The organism is Pseudomonas sp. KU43P (genome assembly GCF_033095865.1).
In the GTDB taxonomy this organism is placed as follows: domain Bacteria; phylum Pseudomonadota; class Gammaproteobacteria; order Pseudomonadales; family Pseudomonadaceae; genus Aquipseudomonas.
The window spans coordinates 1,533,430-1,558,343 of sequence record NZ_AP019365.1 but is presented as its reverse complement, the minus strand read 5'-3'; the positions used below and the strand labels follow the sequence as shown (position 1 = coordinate 1,558,343).

The following is a 24,914-nucleotide window of genomic DNA, read 5'->3' as shown; positions in this document are numbered from 1 at the left end:
GCTGTCTGTCAGCGCTTACGCAGAATCACACTACCAATCGAATACCCCGCACCAAACGAGCTCAACACCCCCAACGAGCCCTTGGCCAGATCATCCTGATACAAGTGGAAGGCAATGACCGACCCCGCCGAACTGGTGTTGGCATAGCGGTCGAGAATCACCGGTGCATCTTCCTCGGCAACCTCACGCCCCAGCAGCTTCTTGACGATCAGGTGGTTCATGCTCAGGTTGGCCTGGTGCAGCCAGAAGCGCTTGACGTCGGAGGGCTGCAGGTCGTTCTCGCCCAAGTGCTTGGCGATCAGCTCCGCGACCATCGGGCACACTTCCTTGAACACCTTGCGGCCTTCCTGCACGAACAGCTTGTCGCGCGCGCCGATGCCCTCTTCTGCCGCGCGGTTGAGGAAGCCGAAATTGTTGCGAATGTTGTTGGAGAACGCCGTCTTCAGCTTGGTGCCGACGATGTCGAACTGGTGCGCCGAGGAGGCAAGGTCGGCACGCTCCACCAGCACCGCAGTGGCTGCGTCGCCGAAGATGAAGTGGCTGTCGCGGTCGCGGAAATTCAGGTGCCCGGTGCAGATTTCCGGGCTCACCACCAGCAGTGCGCGAGCCTGGCCCAGTTGCACGCTGTTGGCGGCGGTCTGGATACCGAAGGTGGCCGACGAGCAGGCCACGTTCATGTCGAAAGCGAAGCCCTCGATGCCCAAGGCCTGCTGCACCTCGATGGCGATGGCCGGATACGGGCGCTGCAGGTTGGAGCAGGCGACGATCACGCCGTCGACATCGGCGGCAGTACGGCCGGCGCGCTCGAGTGCCTGGCGAACCGCGGCCACGCCCATTTCGCAGAGGATCGACTGCTCGTCATTCGAGCGCTCGGGCAGGCGTGGCTTCATGCGCTGCGGGTCGAGGATGCCAGCCTTGTCCATGACGAAGCGGCTCTTGATACCCGAGGCCTTCTCGATGAAAGCCGCATCGGACAGCGGCGCGGCTTCGATCTCACCGCGCTCGATGGCGGCGGCGTTGTCGCGGTTGAACTGCTGCGACCAGGTGTTGAAGGACTCCACCAATTCTTCGTTGGAGATGCTCTGGGCCGGGGTATACAGGCCGGTGCCGCTGATCACGACGTTATGCACGGTCGTTCCTCTGGTCAAAGGCCATCGCCACGGGGCGCTGGCTGGAAAATGCATAATGGCACTTTAGTGCCAGTTTGAAGGCGAGGGCGTTACCCTCGATCGCGAACAAGCCCGCCCCTTACAGGAGCGCGGGCGTGTTCGCGAGGGGCGGCGTTAAGCCGCAAATTGCATCAATATTGCCACAACTTCGGGTGTTTAGGCTTCCACCTGCGACCACTGTTTGCTCAGGCGCTTGTCGGAAATCGGAATTTTCGTACCCAGCTGTTGCGCGAACAGCGATACCCGATATTCCTCCAGCCACCAGCGGTACAGGGTCAGTTGCTCGTCACGCTTGCCTTCCTGGGCATGCTTGTCGGCACGGGCCTTGTACTGCGCCCACAGGTTGCTCAGCTCACCGCTCCATACCCGGTCCTTCTGCACCTGGGCGCCGAGTTTTTCCAGGCGCAGTTCCACCGCCTTGAGGTAACGCGGCAACTCCTTGAACCAGGCACTCGGCGTCTCGCGCACGAAGCCCGGATAGACCAGGTTGGCCAGCTGCTGCTTGATGTCGTTGAGGGCCACGGCCTGGCTCAGGTCGATCTTGCCCTTGAAGCGCTTCTGCAGGCCATGCCACAGCTTGAGCACCTCCAGGGTCTGCCGCGCCAGGCGCTCGGCATGCTCGGCCCAACTGCCGCGCTTGCGCTCGGCCAGCCCGGCGAGCGCAGCGCCATCGCGTGGCAGGCTCGCTTCGCCTTCGAGGATGCAGGTGTCCAGGCTGGCCAGCAGGATGTCTTCGACCAACGCTTCGACGCGGCCCAGTTCACGGTACAAAAGGCCCAGCTCGGTCAGCCCCGGCAGCTTGCCGCGCAGGAACTTGGCCGGCTCCGCCAACTGTTGCAGCAGCAGGCGCTGCAAGGCGCGGCGGTGCTGGAACTCGGCTTCGGCCTGGGTCGAGAAACGCCCTTCGCGCACGCTGCCGTTTTCTTCCACCAACGCCGGATACACCGTCATCGACAACCCGGCGATCTTCTGCTGGGCCGTCTGCTTCACCTCGCTGAAGGCCTTGGCCTGCACCGGCTGCTCGCTCTTCTCGTTGCGCGGCACTGCCAACGCAGCCTGGCTGGCAGCAGCAAAGCGCGCAGTCAGTTCGGCCAGGTCGCGGCCCTCGCCAAGGAACCTGCCCTGGCCGTCGACCACCTCGATGTTCATCCGCAAGTGGCCTTCGACCAGGCCGATGGATTCTTCCCAGGCCTCGTCGGGCACTCGCGCACCGGTCATGCGCAGCAGCTCCTGGCCCAGCGCCTGGGGCAGCGCGCCCTGGGCGAAGGTCATGCGCGACAGGGCGGCCTTGACGAAGTCCGGGACTGGCACGAAGTTCTTGCGCAGGGCCTTGGGCAGGTTACGCACCAGGGCGATGCATTTGGCCTCCAGCAGGCCCGGCACCAGCCACTCCAGGCGCTCGCCCGGCAGGCTCGGCAACAGAGGGGCCGGCACCCGCACGGTGACGCCATCACGGGGGTGGCCCGGTTCGAAGTGGTAGGTCAGCGGCAGGCGCAGTTCACCTACCTGCAGGCTGTCTGGGTATTGAGCTGCGGTGACTTCACTGGCTTCACGGGCCAGTACGTCTTCCTCGCGCATGATCAGCAGGTTGGCGTCCTTTTGGCTGCCCATGCGGTACCAGCTATCGAAGGTTGCGGTCTGGTGGATCTCGGCGGGCAGGCGTGCCTCGTAGAAGGCGTAGAGTGTTTCTTCATCGGCCAGAATGTCGCGCCGGCGAGCCTTTGCCTCCAGCTCGTCGAGTTCTTCGAGCAGGCGCTTGTTGGCCGCCAGGCACTTGGCCCGCGACTGGATCTCGCCACCGACCAGGCCCTCGCGAATGAACAGCTCACGGGAGGTGACCGGGTCGATCGGGCCGAAGTGCACCGGCCGCCGGCCGACCAGAATCAAGCCATACAAGGTGATCTGCTCGTAGGCCACCACTTGCCCGCGCTTCTTCTCCCAGTGCGGCTCGAAGTGGTTCTTCTTCACCAGGTGGGTGGCAAGGGGCTCGATCCAGTCAGGCTCGATCTTGGCGACCATGCGCGCATACAGCTTGGTGGTCTCGACCAGTTCGGCCGCCATCAGCCATTGCGGGCGCTTGCGGCCGATACCCGACGACGGGTGAACCCAGAAGCGCCGCTGGCGCGCTCCCTGGTAGTCGCCCTCCTCGGTCTTGTGGCCGATCTGGCTGAGCAAGCCGCTGAGGATGGCCTTGTGCACCTTCTGGTAGTCGGACGGTTCCTTGTTCACCGTCAACTGCAACTCGCGGCAGATCAACGCCAGCTGGCGATGGGCATCACGCCATTCGCGCAGGCGCAGGTAATTGAGGAAATGCTTGCGGCACCAGTTGCGCAGCGGGTTGGCGGTCAGTTCCTGGCGCTGCTCCTCGAAGCCGCGCCACAGGTTGACCAGCGCGGCGAAGTCGGAATCCACATCCTTCCACTGTGCGTGCGCCTGGTCGGCGGCCTGCTGGCGCTCCGGCGGGCGCTCGCGGGGGTCTTGCACCGACAGCGCGCTGGCGACGATCAACACTTCCTGCAGGCTGCCCTGGCGGGCGCCTTCGAGCAGCATGCGGCCCAAGCGGGGGTCGATCGGCAGGCGCGCCAACTGGCGGCCGAGCGGGGTCAGCTGGTTTTCGCGGTTGACCGCCGACAGCTCTTGCAACAGGTTGAAACCGTCGCTGATGGCCTTGCCATCCGGCGGTTCGATGAATGGGAACGCATCGATGGCGCCCAGCCGCAGGTGCAGCATCTGCAGGATCACCGCGGCCAGGTTGGTGCGCAGGATCTCCGGGTCGGTGAACGCCGGCCGGCCGTTGAAATCCTCTTCGCTGTACAGGCGGATGCAAATGCCCGGCTCGACCCGGCCGCAGCGGCCCTTACGCTGGTTGGCGCTGGCCTGGGACACGGCTTCGATCGGCAGGCGCTGGACCTTGGCGCGGTAGCTGTAGCGGCTGATGCGTGCGGTGCCGGTGTCGATCACGTAGCGGATACCCGGCACGGTCAGCGAGGTTTCGGCGACGTTGGTCGCCAGCACCACGCGCCGCCCGGTGTGCGACTGGAAGATGCGCTGCTGCTCGGCCGGTGACAGGCGCGCATACAACGGCAGGATCTCGGTATGGCGCAGTTGCGCCTTGCGCAGGATCTCGGCAGCGTCGCGAATTTCGCGCTCGCCTGGCAGGAACACCAGTACGTCGCCCGGGCCCTTGCCCTCGCTGCGTTCGTGGTGGGCAATCTCGTCGAGGGTGGCGAGGATGGCCTGGTCGACGGTGAGGTCGTCCTCGACTTGGTTGCCCTCTTCGTCCTGCTCACTGGTCAGCGGGCGATACCAGGTTTCGACCGGGTAGGTACGCCCGGACACCTCGATGATCGGCGCGCCATCGAAGTGCTTGGAGAAGCGCTCCAGGTCGATGGTCGCCGAGGTGATGATCAGCTTCAGGTCCGGCCGGCGGTGCAGCAAGGTCTTGAGGTAGCCGAGCAGGAAATCGATGTTCAAGCTGCGCTCATGGGCTTCGTCGACGATGATCGTGTCGTAGCGTTCGAGGAAGCGGTCATGCTGGGTTTCGGCCAGGAGGATGCCGTCGGTCATAAGCTTGACCAGGGTGTTGGCGTCGCTCTGGTCTTCGAAACGGACCTGGTAGCCGACCAGCCCACCCAGGGGCGTTGCCAGTTCTTCAGCAACACGGGCCGCCACGCTACGCGCGGCGATCCGCCGTGGCTGGGTGTGGGCGATCAGGCCATGGCTGCCGCGGCCCAGTTCCAGGCAGATCTTGGGTAGCTGAGTGGTCTTGCCCGAGCCGGTTTCGCCAGCGATCACCAATACCTGGTTTTCTGCCAGGGCCTTCTTGATCTCGTCGCGCTTGGCGGCGATCGGCAGGCTGTCGTCATAGCGGATGACCGGCACGCTGTTCTGGCGCGCGGTGACCTGGGCGCAGGACGCCTGGACCTTTTCCGCCCACTGGGCAAGCTTCGCCTCGTCGGGGCGCTTGCGCAGTTCATGGATCTGCCGGCGCAGGCGGTGGCGGTCGGCGATCATGGCGTGGTCGAGGTTTTGCAGCAGTTTGTCGATGGCGTGGTCAGTCATGGGGCTTTTTAGTGATGCAGGTGGGCCTGCTTTTTCATGATCGGCATTCGATGGAGGCGCGATTGTCGCAGATTTGCCGGTTATTTGCTGTCTGTACCGGCCCTATCGCCGGCAAGCCGGCTCCCACAGGCGTGGCGCAGCATTGGAAACCTGAGGTGTTCCTGTGGGAGCCGGCTTGCCGGCGATAGGGCCAGTGGCGACATCACGAATGTTTAGCCAAGTGCGATCTGAAGGTTGCCATTCACTGCTTTAATCAACCTTAAGCCGCATGTGAGTATCAAAGGCATGACCCCCGCACCGACCATCGCCCCGCCGCTGCCCCGCCCTTCGCTACCGAAGGCCCGGACCCGCGCCGGTGAGAATCCGCTGGTCCACGTGATCCTCGCCTTCTGGGCCCTGTGGCACTGCCGTCACGCCCGCCCACCGGACACTTCGCTCTCGCCTCTCTGAATGAACCCGGCCACCCTCGGCCGATTGACTCAGCCGGACCGCAGCCAAGCGGCGGTCCTGTGTGCCCACGAGCGAATCCATCATGCACTTTGCACCCGTAGAGCAAGCCAGCCGTTTTCTCGCCGACAACCCTGATATCGAGCTGTTCGAACTGTTCATCCTCGATGCCAACGGCGTGCCCCGCGGCAAGCTGCTGCACCGCGACGAACTGCTGGCCGTGTACCAAAGCGGTCGTCCATTGCCCAGCACCATCCTGGGACTGACCCTCAATGGCGATGACGTGGAGAACTCCGGCCTGGTGTGGGACGTGGGCGATATCGACTGCCGTGCCTATCCGCTGGAAGGCAGCCTGGTGCGCCTGCCCTGGCGCCGGGTGCCGACCGCCGCCGTGCAGGTCAGCATGCACCCCAGCGAAGGCCTGCCGGCCAGCGTCGCCGACCCACGCCATGTGCTGCTGCGCACCATCGAGGCCTTGAAGGCCGACGGTTACCACCCGGTGATGGCCTGCGAGCTGGAGTTCTACCTGCTCGACCAGAAACGCGATGCCCAGGGCCGCCCGCAACCGGCGCTGGACAACGACGGTGGCCGCCCGCGCAGCACCCAGGTCTATGGCCTGCGCGAGCTGGAACAGATCGAGCCGTTCCTCGCCGACCTCTACGCCGCCTGCAAGGCCCAGGGCATCCCGGCCCGCACGGCCATCTCAGAATACGCCCCGGGCCAGGTGGAAATCACCCTGGAACATGGCGATGCACTGGAGGCCATGGACCAGGCGGTGCGCTACAAACGCCTGGTCAAGGGCGTGGCCCATGCCCATGGCATGCAGGCCTGTTTCATGGCCAAGCCCTTTGCCAATCTGGCTGGTACCGGCATGCACATGCACCTGAGCATTGCCGACAGCGCTGGCAACAACCTGTTCGCCAGCGACGACAAGGCCGGCACCCCGCTGCTGCGCCAGACAGTGGCCGGCATGCTGCGTCACCTGCGTGACTCGCTGCTGTTGTTCTGCCCCAACGCCAACTCGTTCCGCCGCTTCCAAACCAACAGCTATGCACCGCTGGCACCGACCTGGGGTGTCGACAACCGTACCGTGAGCCTGCGCGTGCCCGGCGGGCCGGCCAACAGCCGCCATGTGGAGCACCGCATCTGCGGCGCCGATGCCAACCCTTATCTGGCTGCGGCGGCCATCCTCGCCGCCAGCCACCGCGGCATCCGCGAGCAGCTCGATCCAGGCGCCCCGGTTGAAGGCAACGGATACGCCCAGGCCACCGAGCACTTGCCCACCGACTGGCTGACCGCCCTCGACGCGCTGGAGCGTTCGGAGTGGGCGCGCGAAGCCCTCGGCGAGGCCTTCCTCGGCGTGTACCTGAAGGTCAAACGTGCCGAGTACCGCCAGTTCATGGCCGAAGTCAGCGAACAGGACTGGCGCTGGTACCTGCACCAGGCCTGAGCCCTACCCTATTCAGAACAAGGAATACCCATGAACGCAGCAGTGAACAACGGCCCGGCCCAGCGCGCGCCGTCCTATTACAGCGCCTCGCTCAACGACCACACCGAGTATCCGCAATTGAAGGGCACGGTGCAGGTCGACGTGGCAATCATCGGCGGCGGCTTCACCGGTGTGGCCACCGCGGTCGAGCTGGCCGAGCGCGGCCTGAAGGTCGCCATTGTGGAAACCAACCGCATCGGCTGGGGCGCCAGCGGGCGCAACGGTGGGCAAGTCACCGGCAGCCTGTCGGGCGACGAGGCCATGCGCACGCAGATGCGCAAACGCCTGGGCAACGAGGTTGACGATTTCATCTGGCATTTGCGCTGGCGCGGCCACCAGAACATCGAGCAGCGGGTCGAGCGCTATGGCATCGACTGCGACCTCAAGCGCGGCCACCTGCATGCGGCAATGAAGCCGGCCCACATGGACGAACTGCGCAACTTCGAGGCCGAGGCCCAGCGCCGCGGCATGGGTGACCAGGTGCAACTGCTCGACCGCGATGCCGTTGCCCAGCATCTGCAGAGCCCGCTTTACCTGGGCGCGCTGAAGAACATGCGCAACCTGCACCTGCACCCACTCAACCTGTGCCTCGGTGAAGCCCGCGCCGCGCACAGCCTGGGTGCACTGATCTTCGAGAACTCCGAGGTACTGGACATTATCCACGGCCCGCGTCCGGCCGTGGTTACGGCCCACGGCCGGGTCGAGGCGCGCCAGGTGATGCTGGCCGGCGACGTCTACCACAAGCTCGAAAAGCGCCAGCTCAAGGGCAAGATCTTCCCGGCCATGGGCGGCATCGTCACCACAGCGCCGCTGGGCGAGCTGGCCGAGCAGATCAACCCGCAGGACCTGGCGGTGTACGACTGCCGCTTCGTCCTCGACTACTACCGCCTGACGGCGGACAAGCGCCTGCTGTTCGGCGGCGGCGCCAACTACTCGGGCAAGGATTCACGCGATATCGAAGGCGAGCTGCGCCCCTGCATCGAGCGCACCTTCCCGGCGCTCAAGGGCGTGCCGATCGAGTTCCAATGGAGCTGCGCGATGGGCATCGTGGTCAACCGCATTCCGCAACTGGGCAAGCTGTCGGACAACGTCTGGTACTGCCAGGGTTATTCGGGGCATGGCATCGCCACAAGCCACATCATGGGCGAGATCATGGCCGAAGCACTGACCGGGACGCTGGAGAAGTTCGATACCTTTGCCGCGTGCAAGCACATCAAGGTGCCGATGGGGGATCTGCTGGGGAATCCGCTGTTGGCGGCGGGGATGTGGTACTACCAGATGCTGGAAAAACTGCGCTGATATCGATGGCCTTATCGCCGGTAAGCCGGCTCCCACATCGAGTTTTTGTACAACCCATGTGGGAGCCGGCTTGCCGGCGATGAGGGCAGCGAAGACGATCAAGCGATCTTCTTCAACCCCTGCTTCTTCAGTTCCTCATCACGCAGCTCGCGGCGCAGGATCTTGCCCACGTTGGTAGTCGGCAGGGCATCGCGGAACTCGATGTAGCGCGGCACCTTGTAGCCAGTGACATTGGCACGCATGTGCTCCATCACCTGCTCCTTGGTCAGGGTCATACCCGGCTTGACCACGATGAACACCTTGATCACTTCACCCGATTTCTCGTCCGGTACGCCAATCGCTGCGCACTGCAGCACGCCCGGCAAACCTGCCAGCACATCCTCCAGCTCGTTAGGGTACACGTTGAAACCCGAGACCAGGATCATGTCCTTCTTGCGGTCGACGATGCGCATGTAGCCGTCAGGCTGGATCAGGGCGATGTCCCCCGTCTTCAGCCAACCCTCGGCGTCGAGGATCTCGGCGGTCGCATCCTCACGCTGCCAGTAGCCCTTCATCACCTGCGGGCCCTTGACGCACAGCTCTCCCGTTTCGCCCAACGGCAGTTCATTGCCGTTGTCGTCGATGACCTTGCACAGGGTCGACGGCACCGGAATGCCGATCGTCCCGACCTGGTTGGCTTCAGCCGGGTTGACCGCAGCCACCGGGCTGGTCTCGGTCATGCCATAGCCTTCGCAAATAGCGCAACCGGTGACCGCCTTCCAACGTTCGGCCACGCTCAACTGCAGGGCCATGCCACCGGACAGGGTGATCTTCAGCGCTGAAAAGTCCAGGGCGCGGAACGCTTCGTTATTGCACAGGGCAACGAACAAGGTGTTGAGGCCGACGAAGCCGCTGAACTTCCACTTGCCAAGCTCCTTGACCATCGCCGACAGGTCACGCGGGTTGCTGATAAGCACGTTGTGGTTGCCGATCAGCATCATGGCCATGCAATGGAAGGTAAAGGCATAGATGTGGTACAGCGGCAGCGGGGTGATGAGGATCTCGCAGCCTTCGTGCAGGTTCGAGCCCATCAGTGCCCGGCACTGCAGCATGTTGGCGACCAGGTTGCGGTGGGTCAGCATCGCGCCCTTGGCCACGCCCGTGGTACCGCCGGTGTATTGCAGCACCGCCACGTCGTTGGGCTGCGGGTTAGCTTCGCTCACCGGCTGGCCCTTGCCCAGCGCCAGGGTGTCGTTGAAGCGCACGGCACGCGGCAGGTTGTAGGCCGGTACCATCTTCTTCACGTACTTGATGACGCTGTTGATCAGCAGGCGCTTGATCGGCGGCAGCAGGTCGGCCACTTCGGTGACGATGACATGCTTGACCTGGGTCTTGGGCACCACTTTCTCGGCCAGGTGAGCCATGTTGGCCAGGCACACCAGGGCCTTGGCACCGGAGTCGTTGAACTGGTGCTCCATCTCCCGAGCGGTGTACAGCGGGTTGGTGTTGACCACGATCAGCCCGGCGCGCATGGCGCCGAAAACCGCTACCGGGTATTGCAGGACATTGGGCAGTTGCACGGCAATGCGATCACCCGGCTTTAGGTCGGTGTGCTGCTGCAGCCAGGCCGCGAAGGCGCCGGACAGCGCATACAACTCGCCGTAGGTGATAGTCTTGCCCAGGTTGCTAAAGGCCGGTTTGTCGGCAAAGCGTTGGCAGGATTGCTTGAGTACCGCCTGGATATTGGGGAATTCGTCAGGATTGATTTCCGCCGTAATCCCGGCTGGGTATTTATCCTTCCAAAAATGTTCGATCATGGAAGCCCACTCCTTCAGCAACAGCGAAGTTCGATTCACGCGTCGATGCGTTTATTATTGATATGTGATGGCGGTTCGTTGCAAACCGAATCATCTGAAAGCGGCCCGAGAGTAACAGCTTTGCTTGGGGTCGCCTAGAGGCCAAATCTGGCCTTTATGGTCACAAATATGACTCAATGAACGATACAGGTCATTTTTAGAGTATTTATCCAAAATGTCGCATATGGGCTGGCAATCCAGGCTGTGAGCGGCATTGCAGAGCGACTCCGACCTGATCGCCAGCAAGCCTCCTCCCACAGGTTCTGCGCGAAACCTGAAGGTTGCGCGGTACCTGTGGGAGCCGGCTCGCCGGCGATAGGGCCTTGGAGCATCAGGCGATGTCGCGCAACTCGCGCCGCAGGATCTTGCCCACTGGCGTCATCGGCAACGACTCGCGCACCACGATGTGCTTGGGCACCTTGTATCCCGTGAAGTTGGCCTTGCAGTAGGCCTTGAGCTCATCCACGTTAACCCCACCCTCGCGCGCCACCACGAACAGTTTCACCGCCTCACCGGAACGTTCGTCCGGTACACCGATGGCCGCGCAATTGGCCACCTGCGGGTGGCCCATGATCACGTCCTCGATCTCGTTGGGGTACACGTTGAAGCCCGACACGATGATCATGTCCTTCTTGCGGTCGACGATGCGGGTGAACCCGTCCGGGTCGATCACCGCGATGTCGCCGGTCTTGAACCAGCCTTCGGCGTCCAGTGACTGGGCGGTGGCTTCGGGTTGCTGCCAGTACCCCTTCATCACCTGAGGGCCCTGGATGCACAACTCACCCCGCTCCCCCAGCGGCAACTCGTTGCCTTCGTCATCGATGACCTTGAACGCCGTGCCCGCCACCGGGATGCCCACGGTGCCCAGGCGCGCCAGCTGGCCATAGGGGTTGGTGCTGGCCACCGGCGAGGTTTCGGTCAGGCCATAGCCTTCGACGATGCGGCAGCCGGTGAGGCTTTCCCAGCGCTCGGCGGTGGCCTTGACCAGTGCCGTACCACCTGAGTTGGTGACCTTGAGTGCGGAGAAGTCCAGCTGGCGGAAGCCGGGGTGGTCCATCAACGCGACGAACAAAGTGTTCAAGCCCAGCAACGCGGAGAACCGCCATTTGCCCAGTTCCTTGATGAAACCGGGGATATCCCGCGGGTTGGTGATCAGCACGTTGTGGTTGCCGGTGACCATCATGCACATGCAGTTCGCGGTAAAGGCATAGATGTGATACAGCGGCAGCGGCGCGATCATCACCTCCTGGCCGTCCTTGATCAGCTTCTGCCCGTCCGGGCCATGCTGCGAGAAGCAGGCCAGCACCTGGAGCATGTTCGCTACCAGGTTGCCGTGAGTGAGCATCGCCCCCTTGGCCAGGCCCGTGGTGCCGCCGGTGTATTGCAGCACGGCGATGGCATCGAGGCTCAGCGGCACCGGCTTGTGCCCCAGCCCGCGGCCCTCGCGCAGCACCTGCTTGAAAGAAACGGCCTGCGGCAGCTGATAGGCCGGAACCATCTTCTTCACCTTGTCGACCAGGGTATTGACCAGCCAGCCCTTGGCCGTCGGCAGCAGGTCGCCCATTCTGGCCTCGATCAGGTACTCGATACCGGTATCGGGCAGCACCGCCTGCACGCGTTTGCCGAACATGTTCAAGTACACCAGTGCACGGGCCCCGGAATCCTTGAACTGGTGGCGCATCTCGCGCTCGGTGTACAGCGGGTTGGTGTTGACCACGATCAGCCCGGCACGCAGGGCGCCGAACACTGCGATCGGGTATTGCAGGACGTTGGGCATCTGCACCGCGATGCGGTCGCCCGGCACCAGGTCGGTATGCTGTTGCAGCCAGGCGGCGAAGGCCGCGGAATGGCGCTCGAGTTCGGCGTAGGTCAGGGTCACGCCCAGGTTGCTGAACGCCGGGCGGTCGGCGAAGCGCTTGCAAGAGCGCTCGAACACCTCGACGACCGAGGTGTACGCATGAATGTCGATGGTGGAAGGTACGCCCGCCGGGCGTTTGTCATTCCAGAAGTCGGCTTGCATTTATTGTTATTCCTCTGCCTTGACCTGCTTGATCCCTTGCCCTGTTTGCCTGGAGGCAAAAAGGCGTTGAACCGACGTTAGCAGGTAAGCCCAAGGTGGCATATACGCCAAGTGCCGCCATTAACATTGTGAATCTTATTTGTGCCCTTCCTGCAATCCACGGGGTTGTGCATACACTGTGCTCGTACCCCTGCGCAAAGGAATCGCCATGCCCCACGACGCCTTCTGGCTGCCCGCCAGCGAGCATTGCAGCCTCTACGTGCACCAATGGCTGCCGACCACGCCGGTCAAGGCCGTGGTGCTGCTGGCGCACGGGATGGCCGAGCATGCGGGGCGCTACCAGCGCCTGGGGCACGCCTTGAACGACGCCGGCTATGCACTGCTGGCGCCTGACCTGCGCGGCCACGGGCGCACCGCCGAGCTAGGCAGCCTCGGCCTGTTCGCCCGGCAGCATGGCTGGAATGCCGTGGTCAACGACCTCGGCCTGCTGGCCCAGCACATCGGCCAGCAGTTTCCCTGCACCCCGCTGTTCCTGTTCGGCCACAGCATGGGCAGCTACATCGCCCAAGCCTACCTGATGCACCACAGTGGCAGCCTGCACGGGGCGATTCTCAGCGGCTCGAACCTGCAACCACCGGCGCTGTACCGCGCGGCGCGCCTGATCGCCCGGATGGAGGCCTGGCGCCAGGGGCCGATGGGCAGGAGTGCGCTGATCGACTGGCTGTCGTTCGGTTCGTTCAACAAGGCCTTCAAGCCCAATCGCACGGCCTTCGACTGGCTCAGCCGCGACCCTGTGGAAGTCGACAAGTATGTCGAAGACCCGCTGTGCGGCTTTCACTGCAGCAACCAGCTATGGTTGGATCTGCTCCAAGGCCTGGCACAGATCAGCCAGCCCGCGAACCTGGCACAGATCGACCCGAACCTGCCGTTGCTGGTGACTGGCGGCGAATGTGATCCGGTGAGTGCCGGCAAGCGTCTCACCCATCTGGCCGACGCCCTGCGCGCGACTGGCAATCGACATGTACAGCTGCGCGTCTATCCTCAGGCGCGGCATGAAGTGCTGAATGAACTCAACCGAGACGAGGTCACCGCCGATATCCTCGCCTGGCTGGAGCAGGCGCTGGCCCTTGGCCGCCCAGCCCGCAGTGAATGATAGCGGCCTCGTCCGTCCATCAAGGAAACGCCAATGACCCAGGTCACCAACACGCCGTACGAAGCTCTTGAAGTGGGCCAGACGGCCAGTTACGAAAAGTCCGTGGAAGAACGCGACATCCAGCTGTTCGCCGCCATGTCGGGTGACCACAACCCGGTGCACCTGGACGCCGAATTCGCCGCCAAGAGCATGTTCCGCGAGCGCATTGCCCACGGCATGTTCAGCGGTGCGCTGATCAGCGCCGCAGTGGCCTGTACCCTGCCTGGCCCTGGCACCATCTACCTGGGCCAGAAGATGAGCTTCCAGAAGCCGGTGAAAATCGGTGACACCCTGACCGTGCGCCTGGAAATTCTCGAAAAACTACCCAAGTTCAAGGTGCGCATCGCCACCAACGTGTACAACCAGAACGACGAGCTGGTGGTCGAAGGCGAGGCCGAGATCCTGGCGCCGCGCAAGCAGCAGACAGTTGAGCTGGTATCGCCACCGAACTTCGTCGCTAGCTGATTGATTCGATCTGCCCTGGCCCTATCGCCGGCAAGCCGGCTCCCACAGCGATGTCGCCGTTCTTGATACCTGTGGGAGCCGGCTTGCCGGCGATAGGGCCAGGACGGCCACCTCACCCCAAGGCCTGCAAACGCTGCTCGATATGCCGCCGCTCCGGCGCTTGCCTTGTCAGCTCCAACGCCCGCCGCCAGGCCGCCCGCGCCTCCTCGACATTCCCCAGTTGCTGATGCAGCTCGGCCCGCGCCGCATGTGCCAGGTGATACTCGTGCAGCTCCCCTGCCCCCAGAATCGCCTCGACCTCCCGCAACCCCGCCTGCGGCCCATCACGCTTGGCCAGCGCCACCGCACGGTTGAGCGCCACCACCGCCGATGGCCAGTGCTGCTGCAGCACATCGTACAGCCCGACGATCTCGGCCCAGTCCGTCTCGGCTGCGCTCGGTGCCTCGGCATGCACCGCCGCGATCGCCGCCTGCACGGTATAGGCGCCAATCACCCTGCTGCGCAACGCCAGCCGCACCAGCTCAACGCCTTCACCAATCTGTTCGCGGTCCCACAAGCTGCGGTCCTGCTGGTCGAGGAGCACCAGATTACCCTCGGCATCGCTGCGCGCCCGCTGCCGGGATGCCTGCAGCAACATCAGCGCTAGCAGGCCCACCGCTTCCGGGTCGGGCAACAGCTGCACCAGCAAGCGCCCGAGTCGGATCGCCTCATCGCTCAGCGCCTGCTGCAGCACCTCCTCGCCGGATGACGCCGAATATCCCTCGTTGAATACCAGGTAGATCACCCGCAACACGCTTTCCAGGCGCTCCGGCAGTTCGTTCATTTCAGGCACCTGATACGGGATGCGTGCATCGCGAATCTTGGCCTTGGCGCGCACGATGCGCTGGGCGATGGTCGCCGGGCTCTGCAGAAACGCCCGGGCGATCTGCTCGGTGGTCAGGTCGCATACTTCGCGCAGGGTCAATGGCACCTGGGCATCGGCGGCCAGGGCCGGGTGGCAGCAGGTGAAAATCAGCCGCAGACGGTCGTCGGCGAGCAGCTCCTCCTCGCTGGGGTCGCGTTCCTGGCCCTCGATGAGCATGATCAAGTCCGCCTGCGAGCGGTCGAAACGTGCGCGCCGGCGCAACGCGTCGATGGCCTTGAAACGGCCGGTCGACACCAGCCAGGCGCGCGGGTTGTCGGGGATACCGTCGCGCTGCCAACGCTCCACAGCGATGAAGAAGGCATCGTGCATGGCCTCCTCGGCCAGGTCGAAATCGCCCAGCAGGCGAATCAGCGTCGCCAGAATACGGCGCGAGTCGCGGCGGTACACCGCTTCGACTTCGGCACGCACGGTGCTCATCTGCGCCATCAGTCGGGCATCCGCTGGGTCACGACCTCCACCAGGCGGTCCAGGCTTTCTCCCCAGCCTTGGTGAAAGCCCATTTCCTCATGGGCGCGGCTATCAGCGGCGTTCCAGTGCCAGGCACGGGCGGTGTAACGGGTTTTGCCGTGCTCCTCGTCAAAGGTGATGACCGCGGTCATGAATGCTTTGTCCGAGGGCACCCAACCCGGGCCGAAGGCATCGGTGAACACCAGCCGGCGCGGCGCGGCAATCTCCAGGAACACGCCCTGGGTCGGGTATTCGGTGCCATCCGGCGCGCGCATCAAGGTCCGAAACAGCCCACCAACCCACAGCTGCATCTCGCATTCCGGGGTGGTCATGCCGTGCGGCCCCCACCACTGCATCAGCCATTCGGGCTCTGTCCAGGCACGAAATACCTTAGCGGGCGGGGCATCGATCAGGCGGCTGATAGACAACTCGTGCTGCGCTGGCGCAGGTTGGGCAAGGCTCATGCTGGAGGTTCTCCGTGGCTGTCAGGGTTGCAGGTCGCGCACCGGCCTCACTTCAACGCTGCCGACCCGCGCGGCGGGGATGCCCTTGGCGATATTGATGGCCTCGTTGAGGTCGCGGGCATCGACCAGGTAAAAGCCCGCCAGTTGTTCCTTGGTTTCCGCGAACGGGCCGTCGGTCAGGCTCATGTGCCCGGCCCGCATGCGCACCGTGGTGGCAGTCTGCACAGGCTTGAGCGCCTCGGCGGCGATCATGCGCCCGGAGCCCTGCAGCGTTTCGGCGTAGGCCATGCATTCAGCGTCTTCCGGGCTGTCGGGCAGGCTGTGCAGCAGCCCTTCGTCACAATAGACCAGGCACAGGTATTTCATGGTCGTCTCCAGGGCATTGGCAAAGTGCGTTTGGCGATAGTGGCTCAGGGTTTGAGATCGAACAGTGCTTTCTGGGTCTGCATGTCGAACGGTGCCGACCAGTGTTCGTGGATCACCTGCCACTGGCCGCCTGACTTGCGATAGGCCACGGTCGCGCGCATGAAACCGCACTGGCTTTCGTCGTCCGACGGGCCGCAACGGTTGAGCCAGTGGGCCAGGCCCAGGTCGCCATCGGCCTGCACGGTGAGTTCGGCCTGTTCGAAGACCATCGGGCCGGAGCACATGTTCATGCACATCTCCCAATGGGCCTGGTACACGGCCTTGCCCTTGAATTGCAGTTCCTTGATGGCATCGAAGGCGACGATGTCGTCGGCATAGGGCGCGACGATGGCCGGGATGTCGCGGTCGCGCACGGCCTGCATCCAACGGTCGATGAGTTGGCGGATTTCGGATTCGGCTTGGCGGTTCATGGGGCTCTCCACGTTGAGGGGCATTCAACACTGGTCGAATGGGAGAGCCGCAAATCGACAGCGCGTGCCGAGATGGTCGATCGACGGTGGTGCTCAGCCAAAGGCGGATTCATCCGCGATGCGCCGCGCGGGCGGCGCTTGATCTCGTGGGCGCCAGAGCACTCCCGTCATGAACCTCCAATCACACCGCCATCGCCCACCTAGGCAATCGGGCTCGCCAGAATGAATTCCCGGTACCCCGAAACAATGACGTACACCGCGAAGTAGCAGAAAATCGCCGCCGACAGCAGGTACGACCAGGTCAGCAGCCGATCACCCAGCAAGCGCCCACCATGGCTGGCAATGCCGCACAGGCTCATGCACCAGACCAACCCGGCAGCGAAGAAGCCGCCAAGAAACAACCCTGCATCCAGCAAGCTACCGCCACCGGAGCGGGAAATCAGCACGCCGCCGACCGCTGCGAACCACAGAATCGCACTGGGCGAGGACATGGCCAGGAAGATGCCGCGCAGAAACTCGCGCCACCCCGACTCCACCACTACCTCACTTCGCGCCTCCATGTGCCCGCCACGCCAGGCGGCCAGCAGCATTTTCAGCGCGAACCACACCAGCAACGCCGAACCACCCAGCCACAGGGCCCAGCGCACGCCCTCGAACTGCAACAGCACGGTCATGCCGGCCAGTGCCGCAATGGCATACACCAGGTCACCGACACAGGTGCCCAGGCCTAGCCAGAAACCTTGCAGAAAGCCACGCTGCATGGCCAGGGTGATCATGGCGATATTGGCTATACCGATATCGAGGCACAACGACAGGCTGAGGAGGAAACCGTTGGAGAAAGGCATTGAATACTCGGTAGCTGGCCAATGAAGCGCGGTAGAGCCTGCCACGAGTGAACAGAGGATTGAAAGGGCCGTGTTTCGATCAGGCAAAGGCCGCTTGCTCGAACACTTCATCTGCCCACTGGTTCAGGCTTTAACCGACTGCACGAGGGGAACCTCTGGCCGGGCTTTTCAGGCGTGATGCCCTGTTCGGAGCGTGGAAAGATGCTATCAAAATTAGATAGCACCTTTTCCTCGAAGTCCTTTCACGACTTTTCGTCACCCGCCAACACCTGCGCGTAACGCGCCCGATCAACATTGGCTCCGCTCAACACTACCGCCACTCGTTTGCCGTGCTGCCTTTCACGCTCTTGCATCAACGCCGCCAGCGCGGCAGCCCCCGCCCCTTCGGCCGTGTTGTGGGTAGCCTCGTGGTAGAGCCGCATGGCGTCGGCGACTTCGCCATCGGTAACTCGCACGATCCTCGCAGCATGCTGGCGAACAAGAGCAAACGCATCCGGATGCGGCACCCGGCAGGCCATGCCATCGGCGAAGGTCTCGGCGGTATGGGTAGTGACGATGCGCCCTTGCTCGAAACTCTGCGCGTAGGCATCGGCCGCGCTGGACACCACTCCCACGATCTCGGTCTTCAGCCCCAGCAGGTTGCGCGCCTGGATCAGCCCGCAGATACCTGACCCCATGCCGATCGGCACATAGACGCAGTCCAGGTCCTGCACGGCCTCGAACAGCTCCAGGGCATAGGTGGCCACGCCACGCACCAGTTCCGGATGGAACGAAGGCACCATGGCATAACCGCGCTCATCCGCCAGCCGCGCGGCCTCCTCGCGGGCAACATCGAAATCCACGCCGTATTCCACCAGCTCGGCACCCAGTGCACGCATGGCGGCATTCTTCTCTTTCGAGTTGCCTTCGGGCACCACGATGACCAACGGCACGCCCGCCTGGCGAGCGGCCAGCGCCATGCTCTGGCCGTGGTTGCCACGGGTGGCGGTGACCAGCCCACGCGGCGGCTTGCCCGTGGCCAGCAGCGAACGCACGTACACCAGGCCGCCACGTACCTTGAAGGCGCCGGTCGGTGCATGGTTTTCATGCTTGACCCATGCCTCGCACCCCAGCCGATCTGCCAGCAGGGGCCAGCGGTACTGCGGGGTGGCGGGAACGTGCAGGTGGACGAATGCAGCGGCTTCACGCAGGGCGGCAAGGTCGAACATGGTGGTCATCCTTTATCGGTACGAGGTTGAACCGATCCTAGGCGCCGGGCATTGTATGGGTAAATCCTTATATTGCATGGGTAGCAATTTCATGTGGACGCCTGAACTGGCCGACGATGGCCAGCCCCGCTACCTGGCGCTGGTCGACGCCATCGCCCGCGCCATCGAAAGCGGCACGCTCAAGGTCGGTGAGCGCCTGCCACCCCAGCGCCGCCTGGCTTGGAAGCTGGGGCTCAACCCCAGCACCACCCAACAGGCCTATCGCGAAGCGGCGGCCCGCCACCTGGTGGCGGGTGAAGTCGGGCGCGGCACCTATGTGCTGGCGGGCAGCCGAGAGGCCACGCTGTTTCGCCTCAAGCAGCACGATAGCCAAGGCATGCTGGTTGACCTGTCGACCAATGTGCCGGTAGCCGACCCTGCCAACCAGGACTTGCAAGCGAGCCTGCAGGCTTTGCTGGCGCAGGGGCAGACGCACCTGCTCGATCATTACCTCGGCCCACAACAACTGTTGCTGGGTCGCATTCAGGGCGCTCGCTGGTTGAGCAACCGCGGCCTGTCGCTGTCGGCTGAGCAGTTGCTGCCCTGCGGCGGTGCCCAGCAGGCCCTGACCTTGCTGCTGCAGTCGTTCTGCCAGGCCGGTGAACCGGTATTGCTCGAATCGCTCACTGCCCCCGGTATCAAGGCGGCCTGCCGACAACTGCGCCTGCCGGTCCACGGTGTGGCTCTGGATGACCAGGGCCTGCTGCCGCAGGACCTTGACCGAGCTGCCAGGGCCAGTGGCGCACGGGTTCTGGTGACCACCCCAGCCCTGCACAACCCGACCGGTGCGTGCATGGGTGAAGCGCGCCGCCAGGCCATCGCCGAGGTGGTCGAGCGTCTGGGGCTGCTGGTGATCGAGGATGATGTGTATGGCGCACTCAGCGACCACACCCCGCTTTACCCGCTGCTGGGCACGCGCGGCATCCTCATCAGCAGCCTGTCGAAGACGGTGGCCGCCGGGTTGCGCCTAGGCTGGATCGTGGCAGACCCTGGCCTGCTGGAGCAGGTCGACCCGCATGCCGGGGCCAGCCATTGGCCGGTGTCGCCCTTGAACCTGCAGATCGCCTGCCAATGGATCGAAGACGGTACGGCGGCGCGGCGTTTGGCCTGGCAGCGTGAGGAAGTTGCCGTGCGCTGGCGCCTTGCGCGCCAGTTGCTGGGGGGGGCGATACACAATGCGAGCGAGCCTTCACCGCATGTGTGGGTGGCAGCTTCGCGGGGGGCTGACAACGTAGTGGCCGGGTGCAGGGCGCAGGGGGTGGAGGTGGTGCCAGCGAGTGTTTTCGCCATTGGCGCAAGCGAGGTGCAGGCGGTGCGTATCAGCCTGTCGGCGGCGAGCAGTCGGGCGACGTTGAAACGGGGGCTGGAGGTGGTGCGGCAGGTGTTGGCAGGGCCCCCACCGCTACCCCACAGCTCTTGACAGCTGCAGCGCCCCCTGTGGGAGCCGGCTTGCCGGCGATAGGGCCCGAACAGGCTATTCATCACGACAGCCTTCTGCCTGATCCGGCCTCATCGCCGGCAAGCCCGCTCCCACAGGGGGTTGGGCTAGCATTTACAGCTCGACTCGATCAGCCTTGCTGGCAACCTTCGCCCATCGCCCGGTACTGAATGGTGTGCACTTGGCCTTGATGATCTTCATAGGTCATGGTCGCAGGCACCACTTCGCAGACATTGGGGATGGTCGACAGGTTGATCACCCGTTTGATGTCCAGGTTCATGGAATAGTCGTACTGCTGGGCCACAGGCTCGGTGGAGACAGGCTTGGCCTCATCCGCCAGGGCGAGCGAGGACATACCGACCAGTGCAAGAATCAGTAATGGTTTCATGGTGTTGGGCCTTCAAAGCAATCAAGCTGATCGATTGACTTCATATGCCGTCATTGGCGCGGAGAAGTTGTCATCGACTGCGAAGATGACACGAAGTACCGATCCCGCTTCGTCGTACTGCCAGGGGGGATGAGTAAAATTCTACTCCCCGATAGGAATAGTTGAACCCCGAAGTCGGACATTCACCCTTGTACGATTTGCAACAATCTGCAACAAAACTGACCGAAAGTACCGCTGCAGAGCCTCAGCCGCCCTTTTCCCGGAATACCCATGATTTCGCTGCACTGCACACAATTGATCGGCGCCGAGCGCCGCCTGCTTGACCACTTCTACCGCCAGCACGGTTCGCGCATGCGTGCGGACAATGAAGGGCAACTCTGGGTGGCACGGGCAACGGGCATCGTGGCCGGTCTGTGCCTCAGGCCGCTCGAGGGTGGCCACTGGCTCACGGGCCTGTTCGTCGCGCCTCTGCAGCGCGGCCAGGGCGTGGCTGGGCAACTGGTCAATGCCGCGCTGGCAGAGACCCTCGGCAATACGTGGTTGTTCTGCCATCCCGACCTGGTGGCGCTGTATCAGCGCCTTGGCTTCGAACACGCGGCCACGCTGCCGCAAGCCCTGGCGAGCCGCCTGCTGCGCTACCAAAGCAGCAAGCAGCTGGTCGCCCTGGTGCGTGCTCAGTCGTCGCTGGGGTCCAGCCCGGGGAACAGCACTTCGGTGTAACCGAACTTGGCAAAATCCTGGATGCGTGACGGGTACAGCCGCCCGATCAGGTGATCGCATTCATGCTGTACCACCCGTGCATGGAAGCCATCGGCAACCCGATCGATCGCATTGCCCTGCGGGTCGATGCCGGCATAACTGATGTGCTTGTAGCGTGGTACCACGCCACGCAACCCCGGGACGGACAGGCAACCCTCCCAGCCGTCCTCGACCTCGGTGCTCAGCGGCGTGATCACCGGGTTGATCAGAATGGTCTGCGGCACCGCCTCGGCATCCGGGTAGCGCTCGCTGCGCTCGAAACCGAATATCACCAGTTGCAGGTCGATGCCGATCTGCGGCGCGGCCAGCCCTACCCCGCCGACATGGCGCATGGTCTGGAACATGTCGTCGATCAGTTGCTGCAGTTCAGCGCTGCCGATCAGGTGGTCGGGCACCGGTGGGGCGATGCGCAGCAAGCGCTCGTCGCCCATCTTGAGGATGTCACGGATCATCGCGGGTTCGGCTCGGACGGTTGGGGCTCGGCGGGATGCTCATGGCCGAGTACGGTGATGGTCTCCTTGGGCTGGGTGCCCTCGAAATCCTTCTCGCCGGGGTTCTTGCCCTCGGCCGACATGTGCTCGATCACGGCGTTCATTTCTGCGCCCAGTAGCAACACGGCCGCGGAGATGTAGAAATACAGCAAAAGCACGATGATTGCACCGATGCTGCCGTACATGGCGTTGTAGTCGGCGAAGGTCTTCACATAGTAGGCAAAAGCCAGGGAGGCGATGATCCAGACCACCACCGCCAGCACGGAGCCGGGTGTGATGAAGCGGAATTTCTGCTTCACATCCGGCATCACGTAATAGATCAGCGCGACTGCCACCATCATCAGGATGATGATCGCCGGCCAACGCAGAATGGTCCACACCGTGACCACCACCTCCTGCATGCCGACCTGGGCAGCGATCCACTCCATGACCTGGGGGCCCAGCACCATCAACGCCGCCGTCGAGAGCAGCATGCCGGCGATGCCGATGGTGTAGAAGATCGACAGCGGAATGCGCTTCCATACCGGGCGGCCCTCGGGCACGTCGTAGGCAGCGTTCATGGCGCTCATCATCAGGCGCACACCGGCCGAGGCGGTCCACAGGGCGATCACGATACCTACCGACAGCAAGCCCCCCTTGGACTGCTGCAACTGGTCGATCACGGGGTTGACCTGTTCAAGGGCCTGGGGCGGCAACACCAGCTCCGACTGCAGGCGCAGCCAGGAGAAGAAGTCGGGCAGGTGCAGGAAACCGATCAAGGCAATCAGGAACAGCAGGAACGGGAACAGCGAAAACAGCATCTGGTAGGCCAGGGCTGACGCGTAAGTCGACATCTCGTCGTCGAGAAATTCCTGAACGGTGCGTACCAGCACGCGGTGCAAGGGCAGGCCGCGCAGGTCGGGAAATATCATAGCGTCTCCTTTCGCCGCTTGATCAATACAACAGGGGAGTCTAATAGACCACGCGACTGATGTACCGCTCCCTACCGAACTTGAAGAAAATACCTACATGAAAGCGTTCCAGCCTCCCTGTGAGAGGCCGGAACGGTCAGTTCAAGATCAAGGCTTCTTCACCGCATCCTTGACGTTGCCCTTGATCTGCTGCGCTTCGCCCTTGAGTTCCTGGGCCTTGCCCTCAGCGCGCAGCTTGTCGTTGTCGGTCACCTTCCCGACACCTTGCTTGATGTTGCCTACAGCTTCATTGGCCAAGCCTTTCGCTTTGTCTTTAGTGCCGCTCATGGCAAATCTCCTGCAAATGGAGACACGGGGACCGTGTCGACAGTCGGTGGACCGGAGCACTTGCGCAGGAGTTTCAAACAATTTGCATGGCTCAAGCCGAGCGGTAATTCTGCGGGCGAATACCGCACCGAATTAGCCACAAGCCGCTGCGCAAGGCCAGCGGGCTCCCTAGAATCGCGGCAAACGGCAGCCCGAAGCAGGTTGCCAGAGATAACAACAACAGATTTCGGAAACCCGCACCCATGCGCCTCATGCCTCTGCTCGCGGCCTTGCTGCCGCTGTTGCCCCTGCCTGCACTCGCCGCCGCACCGGCCAGTGAAACCTTGCTGGTCAACCGCTATACCGACGATGGCCAGCCCGGCACACTGCGCTGGGCAATCGAGACCAGCAACCAGCAACCCGGCCACTACCGCATCGAAATCGCCGCAGTCGGCCAGGCCCCGTATGTCATCCGCCCGACCCGCGCCCTGCCGGAAATCGAAGGCCCGGTGAGCATCACCGGCCTGCCCTGGGCGCGCGATGGGCAATACGTCGCCATCGATGGCGCCGGCTACATCAAGGACCAGGGTGTACGCACCTGCCCCGGCGCCCTGCCCGGCCAGTTCGGCACCAACGTGCGCACCACCACCAACCCCGGGCTGGTACTGCGTGATACCCAAGGTGTGCACCTGAGCGGCCTGGAGGTGCGCAACTTCTGCATCGGCATCCTGGTCAACCGCGCAAGCCACAACGTCATCGAAGACAACCGTATCGCCGCCAACAAGGGCGGTGCAGGCATCATGCTCACCGGCGACGATGGCGCCGGCAACCCCACGGCCACCAGCACGATCAACAACAAGGTGCTGCGCAACCAGCTCATCGACAATGGCGATGGCTTGGAACTGACCCGTGGCGCGGCGTTCAACCTGGTGGCCGACAACCTGTTCCGTTCAACCGCCGCCAACCCCGAGCCGTCGCAAGGCATCGAGATTCTGCTGGGCAACGACAACACGGTGGTGCGCAACCGCTTCGAGCATTACTCGGACGGCCTGCAAATCAACTGGGGCAAGCGCAACTACCTGGGTGCCAATACCTTCAGCGGCAACTCGATCGGCGTCAGCGTGACCGGCGAAGGCAACATCCTCGACGGCAACCTGATCCATGGCAACCGCATTGGCGTGGCCCTGCGCCCGGAGCCGGAGGTAACCGCCACGCGTCTGACGGGCAACCGTATCTGGGGTAACAGCCAGGACATCCGCCGCTGCGAGGCAGGCGGTTCATGCGTGGCCAACCAGCGCACCGGGGCCATCGTCTTCGGTGTGCCGGCCCAGGCCCACGCCTTGTATGTGGGCTCGCGTGGCGTGGGGGCGGACCTGCCGGCGAAGGACCAGGCGATCATTTGCGATGCCCAAGGCGAGCCCAAGCCGTGCCAGCCGCTGCCCAACCACAATCAGTCGGCACCACGGCTGCTGGCGCTGGAGGGCAATGTGCTGCGTGGCGAGGTACAAGGGCCGGTGTCGAGCCTGTTGCGGGTCGAGGTGTTTGGCAATGCCCAGGCCGAGGGGACTGAAGCCGAGCAGTATCTGGGGGAAGTGCTGGTGAACAGCGATGAGAAAGGCCTGGCGCGGTTTGCCCAGCCCCTGGAAAACGACGGTGAACTGCGCAGCTTCACTGCGACCGTGACGACCACCGATGGGGCGACTTCCGAATTGAGCCTGCCGATTCGTCGTTGAGGCAGCTGGCCCAATCGCTGGCAAGCCAGCTCCCACAGGTACGCCACAGTCACTTAACGCTGCGGGGTACCTGTGGGAGCCGGCTTGCCGGCGATCAGGCCGGCAAACCTTGCCCCGCTACCCGCCACCCCTCACAATGCAGCCCT

The 24,914-nt window shown here is 63.6% G+C and carries 21 protein-coding genes; 7 read left to right on the top strand and 14 right to left on the bottom strand.

Annotation, left to right across the window (positions count from 1 at the left end; genetic code table 11):
• Nucleotides 1-8: 8 nt before the first annotated feature.
• Nucleotides 9-1,130: a beta-ketoacyl-ACP synthase III gene (locus KU43P_RS07170; RefSeq protein ID WP_317661852.1), complete on the bottom strand. Its 1,122-nt coding sequence runs from the start codon at nt 1,128-1,130 to the stop codon at nt 9-11.
• Nucleotides 1,131-1,325: 195 nt separating this feature from the next.
• Nucleotides 1,326-5,231, bottom strand: a complete 3,906-nt coding sequence (gene hrpA, locus KU43P_RS07165; protein WP_317661851.1) for an ATP-dependent RNA helicase HrpA — start codon at nt 5,229-5,231, stop codon at nt 1,326-1,328.
• 532 nt (nt 5,232-5,763) lie between these two features.
• Between hrpA and KU43P_RS07160 the strand changes: the two genes are divergently transcribed.
• The gene (locus tag KU43P_RS07160) at nt 5,764-7,128 is read left to right on the top strand and encodes a glutamine synthetase family protein (RefSeq protein ID WP_317661849.1); all 1,365 of its coding nucleotides are present in this window, start codon (nt 5,764-5,766) and stop codon (nt 7,126-7,128) included.
• Between the two features lie 30 nt (nt 7,129-7,158).
• Nucleotides 7,159-8,466 carry an NAD(P)/FAD-dependent oxidoreductase gene (locus tag KU43P_RS07155; RefSeq protein WP_317661847.1) on the top strand — a complete coding sequence of 436 codons (1,308 nt, stop codon included), beginning with the start codon at nt 7,159-7,161 and terminating at the stop codon, nt 8,464-8,466.
• 98 nt (nt 8,467-8,564) lie between these two features.
• On the opposite strand, the gene fadD1 is transcribed toward KU43P_RS07155, so the two are convergent.
• Nucleotides 8,565-10,262 carry a long-chain-fatty-acid--CoA ligase FadD1 gene (gene fadD1 / locus KU43P_RS07150; RefSeq protein ID WP_317661845.1) on the bottom strand — a complete coding sequence of 566 codons (1,698 nt, stop codon included), beginning with the start codon at nt 10,260-10,262 and terminating at the stop codon, nt 8,565-8,567.
• Nucleotides 10,263-10,632: 370 nt separating this feature from the next.
• The gene (gene fadD2, locus KU43P_RS07145; protein ID WP_317661843.1) at nt 10,633-12,321 is read right to left on the bottom strand and encodes a long-chain-fatty-acid--CoA ligase FadD2; all 1,689 of its coding nucleotides are present in this window, start codon (nt 12,319-12,321) and stop codon (nt 10,633-10,635) included.
• 208 nt (nt 12,322-12,529) lie between these two features.
• Here fadD2 and KU43P_RS07140 point away from each other — a divergent pair, with 208 nt between their 5' ends.
• Nucleotides 12,530-13,474 (top strand): alpha/beta hydrolase, encoded by a 945-nt coding sequence (locus KU43P_RS07140; protein WP_317661841.1) that lies wholly within the window; start codon nt 12,530-12,532, stop codon nt 13,472-13,474.
• A 33-nt stretch (nt 13,475-13,507) separates the two neighbouring features.
• A complete protein-coding gene (locus KU43P_RS07135; RefSeq protein ID WP_008098003.1) occupies nt 13,508-13,978 on the top strand; it encodes a MaoC family dehydratase in 471 nt (156 codons plus the stop codon).
• A 112-nt stretch (nt 13,979-14,090) separates the two neighbouring features.
• Here the strand turns inward: KU43P_RS07135 and KU43P_RS07130 are convergent, their stop codons facing one another.
• The 6 genes from KU43P_RS07130 to KU43P_RS07105 form a co-directional block, all read right to left on the bottom strand.
• Nucleotides 14,091-15,329 carry an RNA polymerase sigma factor gene (locus tag KU43P_RS07130; RefSeq protein ID WP_317661838.1) on the bottom strand — a complete coding sequence of 413 codons (1,239 nt, stop codon included), beginning with the start codon at nt 15,327-15,329 and terminating at the stop codon, nt 14,091-14,093.
• Nucleotides 15,329-15,814 (bottom strand): SRPBCC family protein, encoded by a 486-nt coding sequence (locus tag KU43P_RS07125; RefSeq protein WP_317661836.1) that lies wholly within the window; start codon nt 15,812-15,814, stop codon nt 15,329-15,331. Before KU43P_RS07125 ends, KU43P_RS07130 begins: the two co-directional genes overlap by 1 nt.
• Nucleotides 15,815-15,835: 21 nt before the next feature.
• Nucleotides 15,836-16,180: a YciI family protein gene (locus KU43P_RS07120; RefSeq protein ID WP_317661834.1), complete on the bottom strand. Its 345-nt coding sequence runs from the start codon at nt 16,178-16,180 to the stop codon at nt 15,836-15,838.
• Between the two features lie 44 nt (nt 16,181-16,224).
• Nucleotides 16,225-16,650 carry a YybH family protein gene (locus KU43P_RS07115; RefSeq protein ID WP_317661832.1) on the bottom strand — a complete coding sequence of 142 codons (426 nt, stop codon included), beginning with the start codon at nt 16,648-16,650 and terminating at the stop codon, nt 16,225-16,227.
• A gap of 200 nt (nt 16,651-16,850) precedes the next feature.
• Complete coding sequence (locus KU43P_RS07110) at nt 16,851-17,495, bottom strand: LysE family translocator (RefSeq protein ID WP_317661831.1); 645 nt, start codon at nt 17,493-17,495, stop codon at nt 16,851-16,853.
• A 242-nt stretch (nt 17,496-17,737) separates the two neighbouring features.
• Complete coding sequence (locus KU43P_RS07105; RefSeq protein WP_317661830.1) at nt 17,738-18,703, bottom strand: threonine dehydratase; 966 nt, start codon at nt 18,701-18,703, stop codon at nt 17,738-17,740.
• 91 nt (nt 18,704-18,794) lie between these two features.
• Between KU43P_RS07105 and KU43P_RS07100 the strand changes: the two genes are divergently transcribed.
• The gene (locus KU43P_RS07100; protein ID WP_317661828.1) at nt 18,795-20,162 is read left to right on the top strand and encodes a PLP-dependent aminotransferase family protein; all 1,368 of its coding nucleotides are present in this window, start codon (nt 18,795-18,797) and stop codon (nt 20,160-20,162) included.
• Between the two features lie 148 nt (nt 20,163-20,310).
• Here KU43P_RS07100 and KU43P_RS07095 read toward each other — a convergent pair whose 3' ends face one another.
• On the bottom strand, nt 20,311-20,568 hold the full coding sequence (locus KU43P_RS07095) for a DUF2790 domain-containing protein (protein ID WP_317661826.1): 258 nt from the start codon (nt 20,566-20,568) through the stop codon (nt 20,311-20,313).
• Nucleotides 20,569-20,838: 270 nt separating this feature from the next.
• Here KU43P_RS07095 and KU43P_RS07090 point away from each other — a divergent pair, with 270 nt between their 5' ends.
• Nucleotides 20,839-21,288, top strand: a complete 450-nt coding sequence (locus tag KU43P_RS07090) for a GNAT family N-acetyltransferase (RefSeq protein ID WP_317661824.1) — start codon at nt 20,839-20,841, stop codon at nt 21,286-21,288.
• On the opposite strand, the gene def is transcribed toward KU43P_RS07090, so the two are convergent.
• The 3 genes from def to KU43P_RS07075 all read right to left on the bottom strand — a co-directional run bounded on the left by def (nt 21,243) and on the right by KU43P_RS07075 (nt 23,056).
• A complete protein-coding gene (def, locus tag KU43P_RS07085) occupies nt 21,243-21,779 on the bottom strand; it encodes a peptide deformylase (protein WP_317661822.1) in 537 nt (178 codons plus the stop codon). The two genes, KU43P_RS07090 and def, sit on opposite strands and share 46 nt — an antisense overlap.
• Nucleotides 21,776-22,729, bottom strand: a complete 954-nt coding sequence (locus tag KU43P_RS07080) for a YihY/virulence factor BrkB family protein (RefSeq protein ID WP_317661820.1) — start codon at nt 22,727-22,729, stop codon at nt 21,776-21,778. The genes def and KU43P_RS07080 overlap by 4 nt, the downstream gene beginning before the upstream one ends.
• Nucleotides 22,730-22,876: 147 nt before the next feature.
• Nucleotides 22,877-23,056 (bottom strand): CsbD family protein, encoded by a 180-nt coding sequence (locus KU43P_RS07075; RefSeq protein ID WP_016711918.1) that lies wholly within the window; start codon nt 23,054-23,056, stop codon nt 22,877-22,879.
• Nucleotides 23,057-23,298: 242 nt separating this feature from the next.
• Here KU43P_RS07075 and KU43P_RS07070 point away from each other — a divergent pair, with 242 nt between their 5' ends.
• The gene (locus KU43P_RS07070) at nt 23,299-24,768 is read left to right on the top strand and encodes a nitrous oxide reductase family maturation protein NosD (protein ID WP_317661817.1); all 1,470 of its coding nucleotides are present in this window, start codon (nt 23,299-23,301) and stop codon (nt 24,766-24,768) included.
• Nucleotides 24,769-24,914 lie beyond the last annotated feature (146 nt).

Bases quoted from the DNA above. Each gene is read 5' to 3' on its own strand.
- KU43P_RS07135 (WP_008098003.1), top strand. From the start codon at position 13,508: ATGACCCAGGTCACCAACACGCCGTACGAAGCTCTTGAAGTGGGCCAG.
- KU43P_RS07095 (WP_317661826.1), bottom strand. From the start codon at position 20,568: ATGAAACCATTACTGATTCTTGCACTGGTCGGTATGTCCTCGCTCGCC.
- fadD2 (WP_317661843.1), bottom strand. From the start codon at position 12,321: ATGCAAGCCGACTTCTGGAATGACAAACGCCCGGCGGGCGTACCTTCC.
- KU43P_RS07115 (WP_317661832.1), bottom strand. From the start codon at position 16,650: ATGAACCGCCAAGCCGAATCCGAAATCCGCCAACTCATCGACCGTTGG.
- KU43P_RS07075 (WP_016711918.1), bottom strand. From the start codon at position 23,056: ATGAGCGGCACTAAAGACAAAGCGAAAGGCTTGGCCAATGAAGCTGTA.
- KU43P_RS07080 (WP_317661820.1), bottom strand. From the start codon at position 22,729: ATGATATTTCCCGACCTGCGCGGCCTGCCCTTGCACCGCGTGCTGGTA.
- KU43P_RS07090 (WP_317661824.1), top strand. From the start codon at position 20,839: ATGATTTCGCTGCACTGCACACAATTGATCGGCGCCGAGCGCCGCCTG.
- KU43P_RS07125 (WP_317661836.1), bottom strand. From the start codon at position 15,814: ATGAGCCTTGCCCAACCTGCGCCAGCGCAGCACGAGTTGTCTATCAGC.
- KU43P_RS07070 (WP_317661817.1), top strand. From the start codon at position 23,299: ATGCGCCTCATGCCTCTGCTCGCGGCCTTGCTGCCGCTGTTGCCCCTG.
- KU43P_RS07130 (WP_317661838.1), bottom strand. From the start codon at position 15,329: ATGGCGCAGATGAGCACCGTGCGTGCCGAAGTCGAAGCGGTGTACCGC.
- KU43P_RS07140 (WP_317661841.1), top strand. From the start codon at position 12,530: ATGCCCCACGACGCCTTCTGGCTGCCCGCCAGCGAGCATTGCAGCCTC.
- KU43P_RS07160 (WP_317661849.1), top strand. From the start codon at position 5,764: ATGCACTTTGCACCCGTAGAGCAAGCCAGCCGTTTTCTCGCCGACAAC.
- KU43P_RS07155 (WP_317661847.1), top strand. From the start codon at position 7,159: ATGAACGCAGCAGTGAACAACGGCCCGGCCCAGCGCGCGCCGTCCTAT.
- KU43P_RS07120 (WP_317661834.1), bottom strand. From the start codon at position 16,180: ATGAAATACCTGTGCCTGGTCTATTGTGACGAAGGGCTGCTGCACAGC.
- fadD1 (WP_317661845.1), bottom strand. From the start codon at position 10,262: ATGATCGAACATTTTTGGAAGGATAAATACCCAGCCGGGATTACGGCG.
- KU43P_RS07105 (WP_317661830.1), bottom strand. From the start codon at position 18,703: ATGTTCGACCTTGCCGCCCTGCGTGAAGCCGCTGCATTCGTCCACCTG.
- KU43P_RS07100 (WP_317661828.1), top strand. From the start codon at position 18,795: ATGTGGACGCCTGAACTGGCCGACGATGGCCAGCCCCGCTACCTGGCG.
- hrpA (WP_317661851.1), bottom strand. From the start codon at position 5,231: ATGACTGACCACGCCATCGACAAACTGCTGCAAAACCTCGACCACGCC.
- KU43P_RS07110 (WP_317661831.1), bottom strand. From the start codon at position 17,495: ATGCCTTTCTCCAACGGTTTCCTCCTCAGCCTGTCGTTGTGCCTCGAT.
- def (WP_317661822.1), bottom strand. From the start codon at position 21,779: ATGATCCGTGACATCCTCAAGATGGGCGACGAGCGCTTGCTGCGCATC.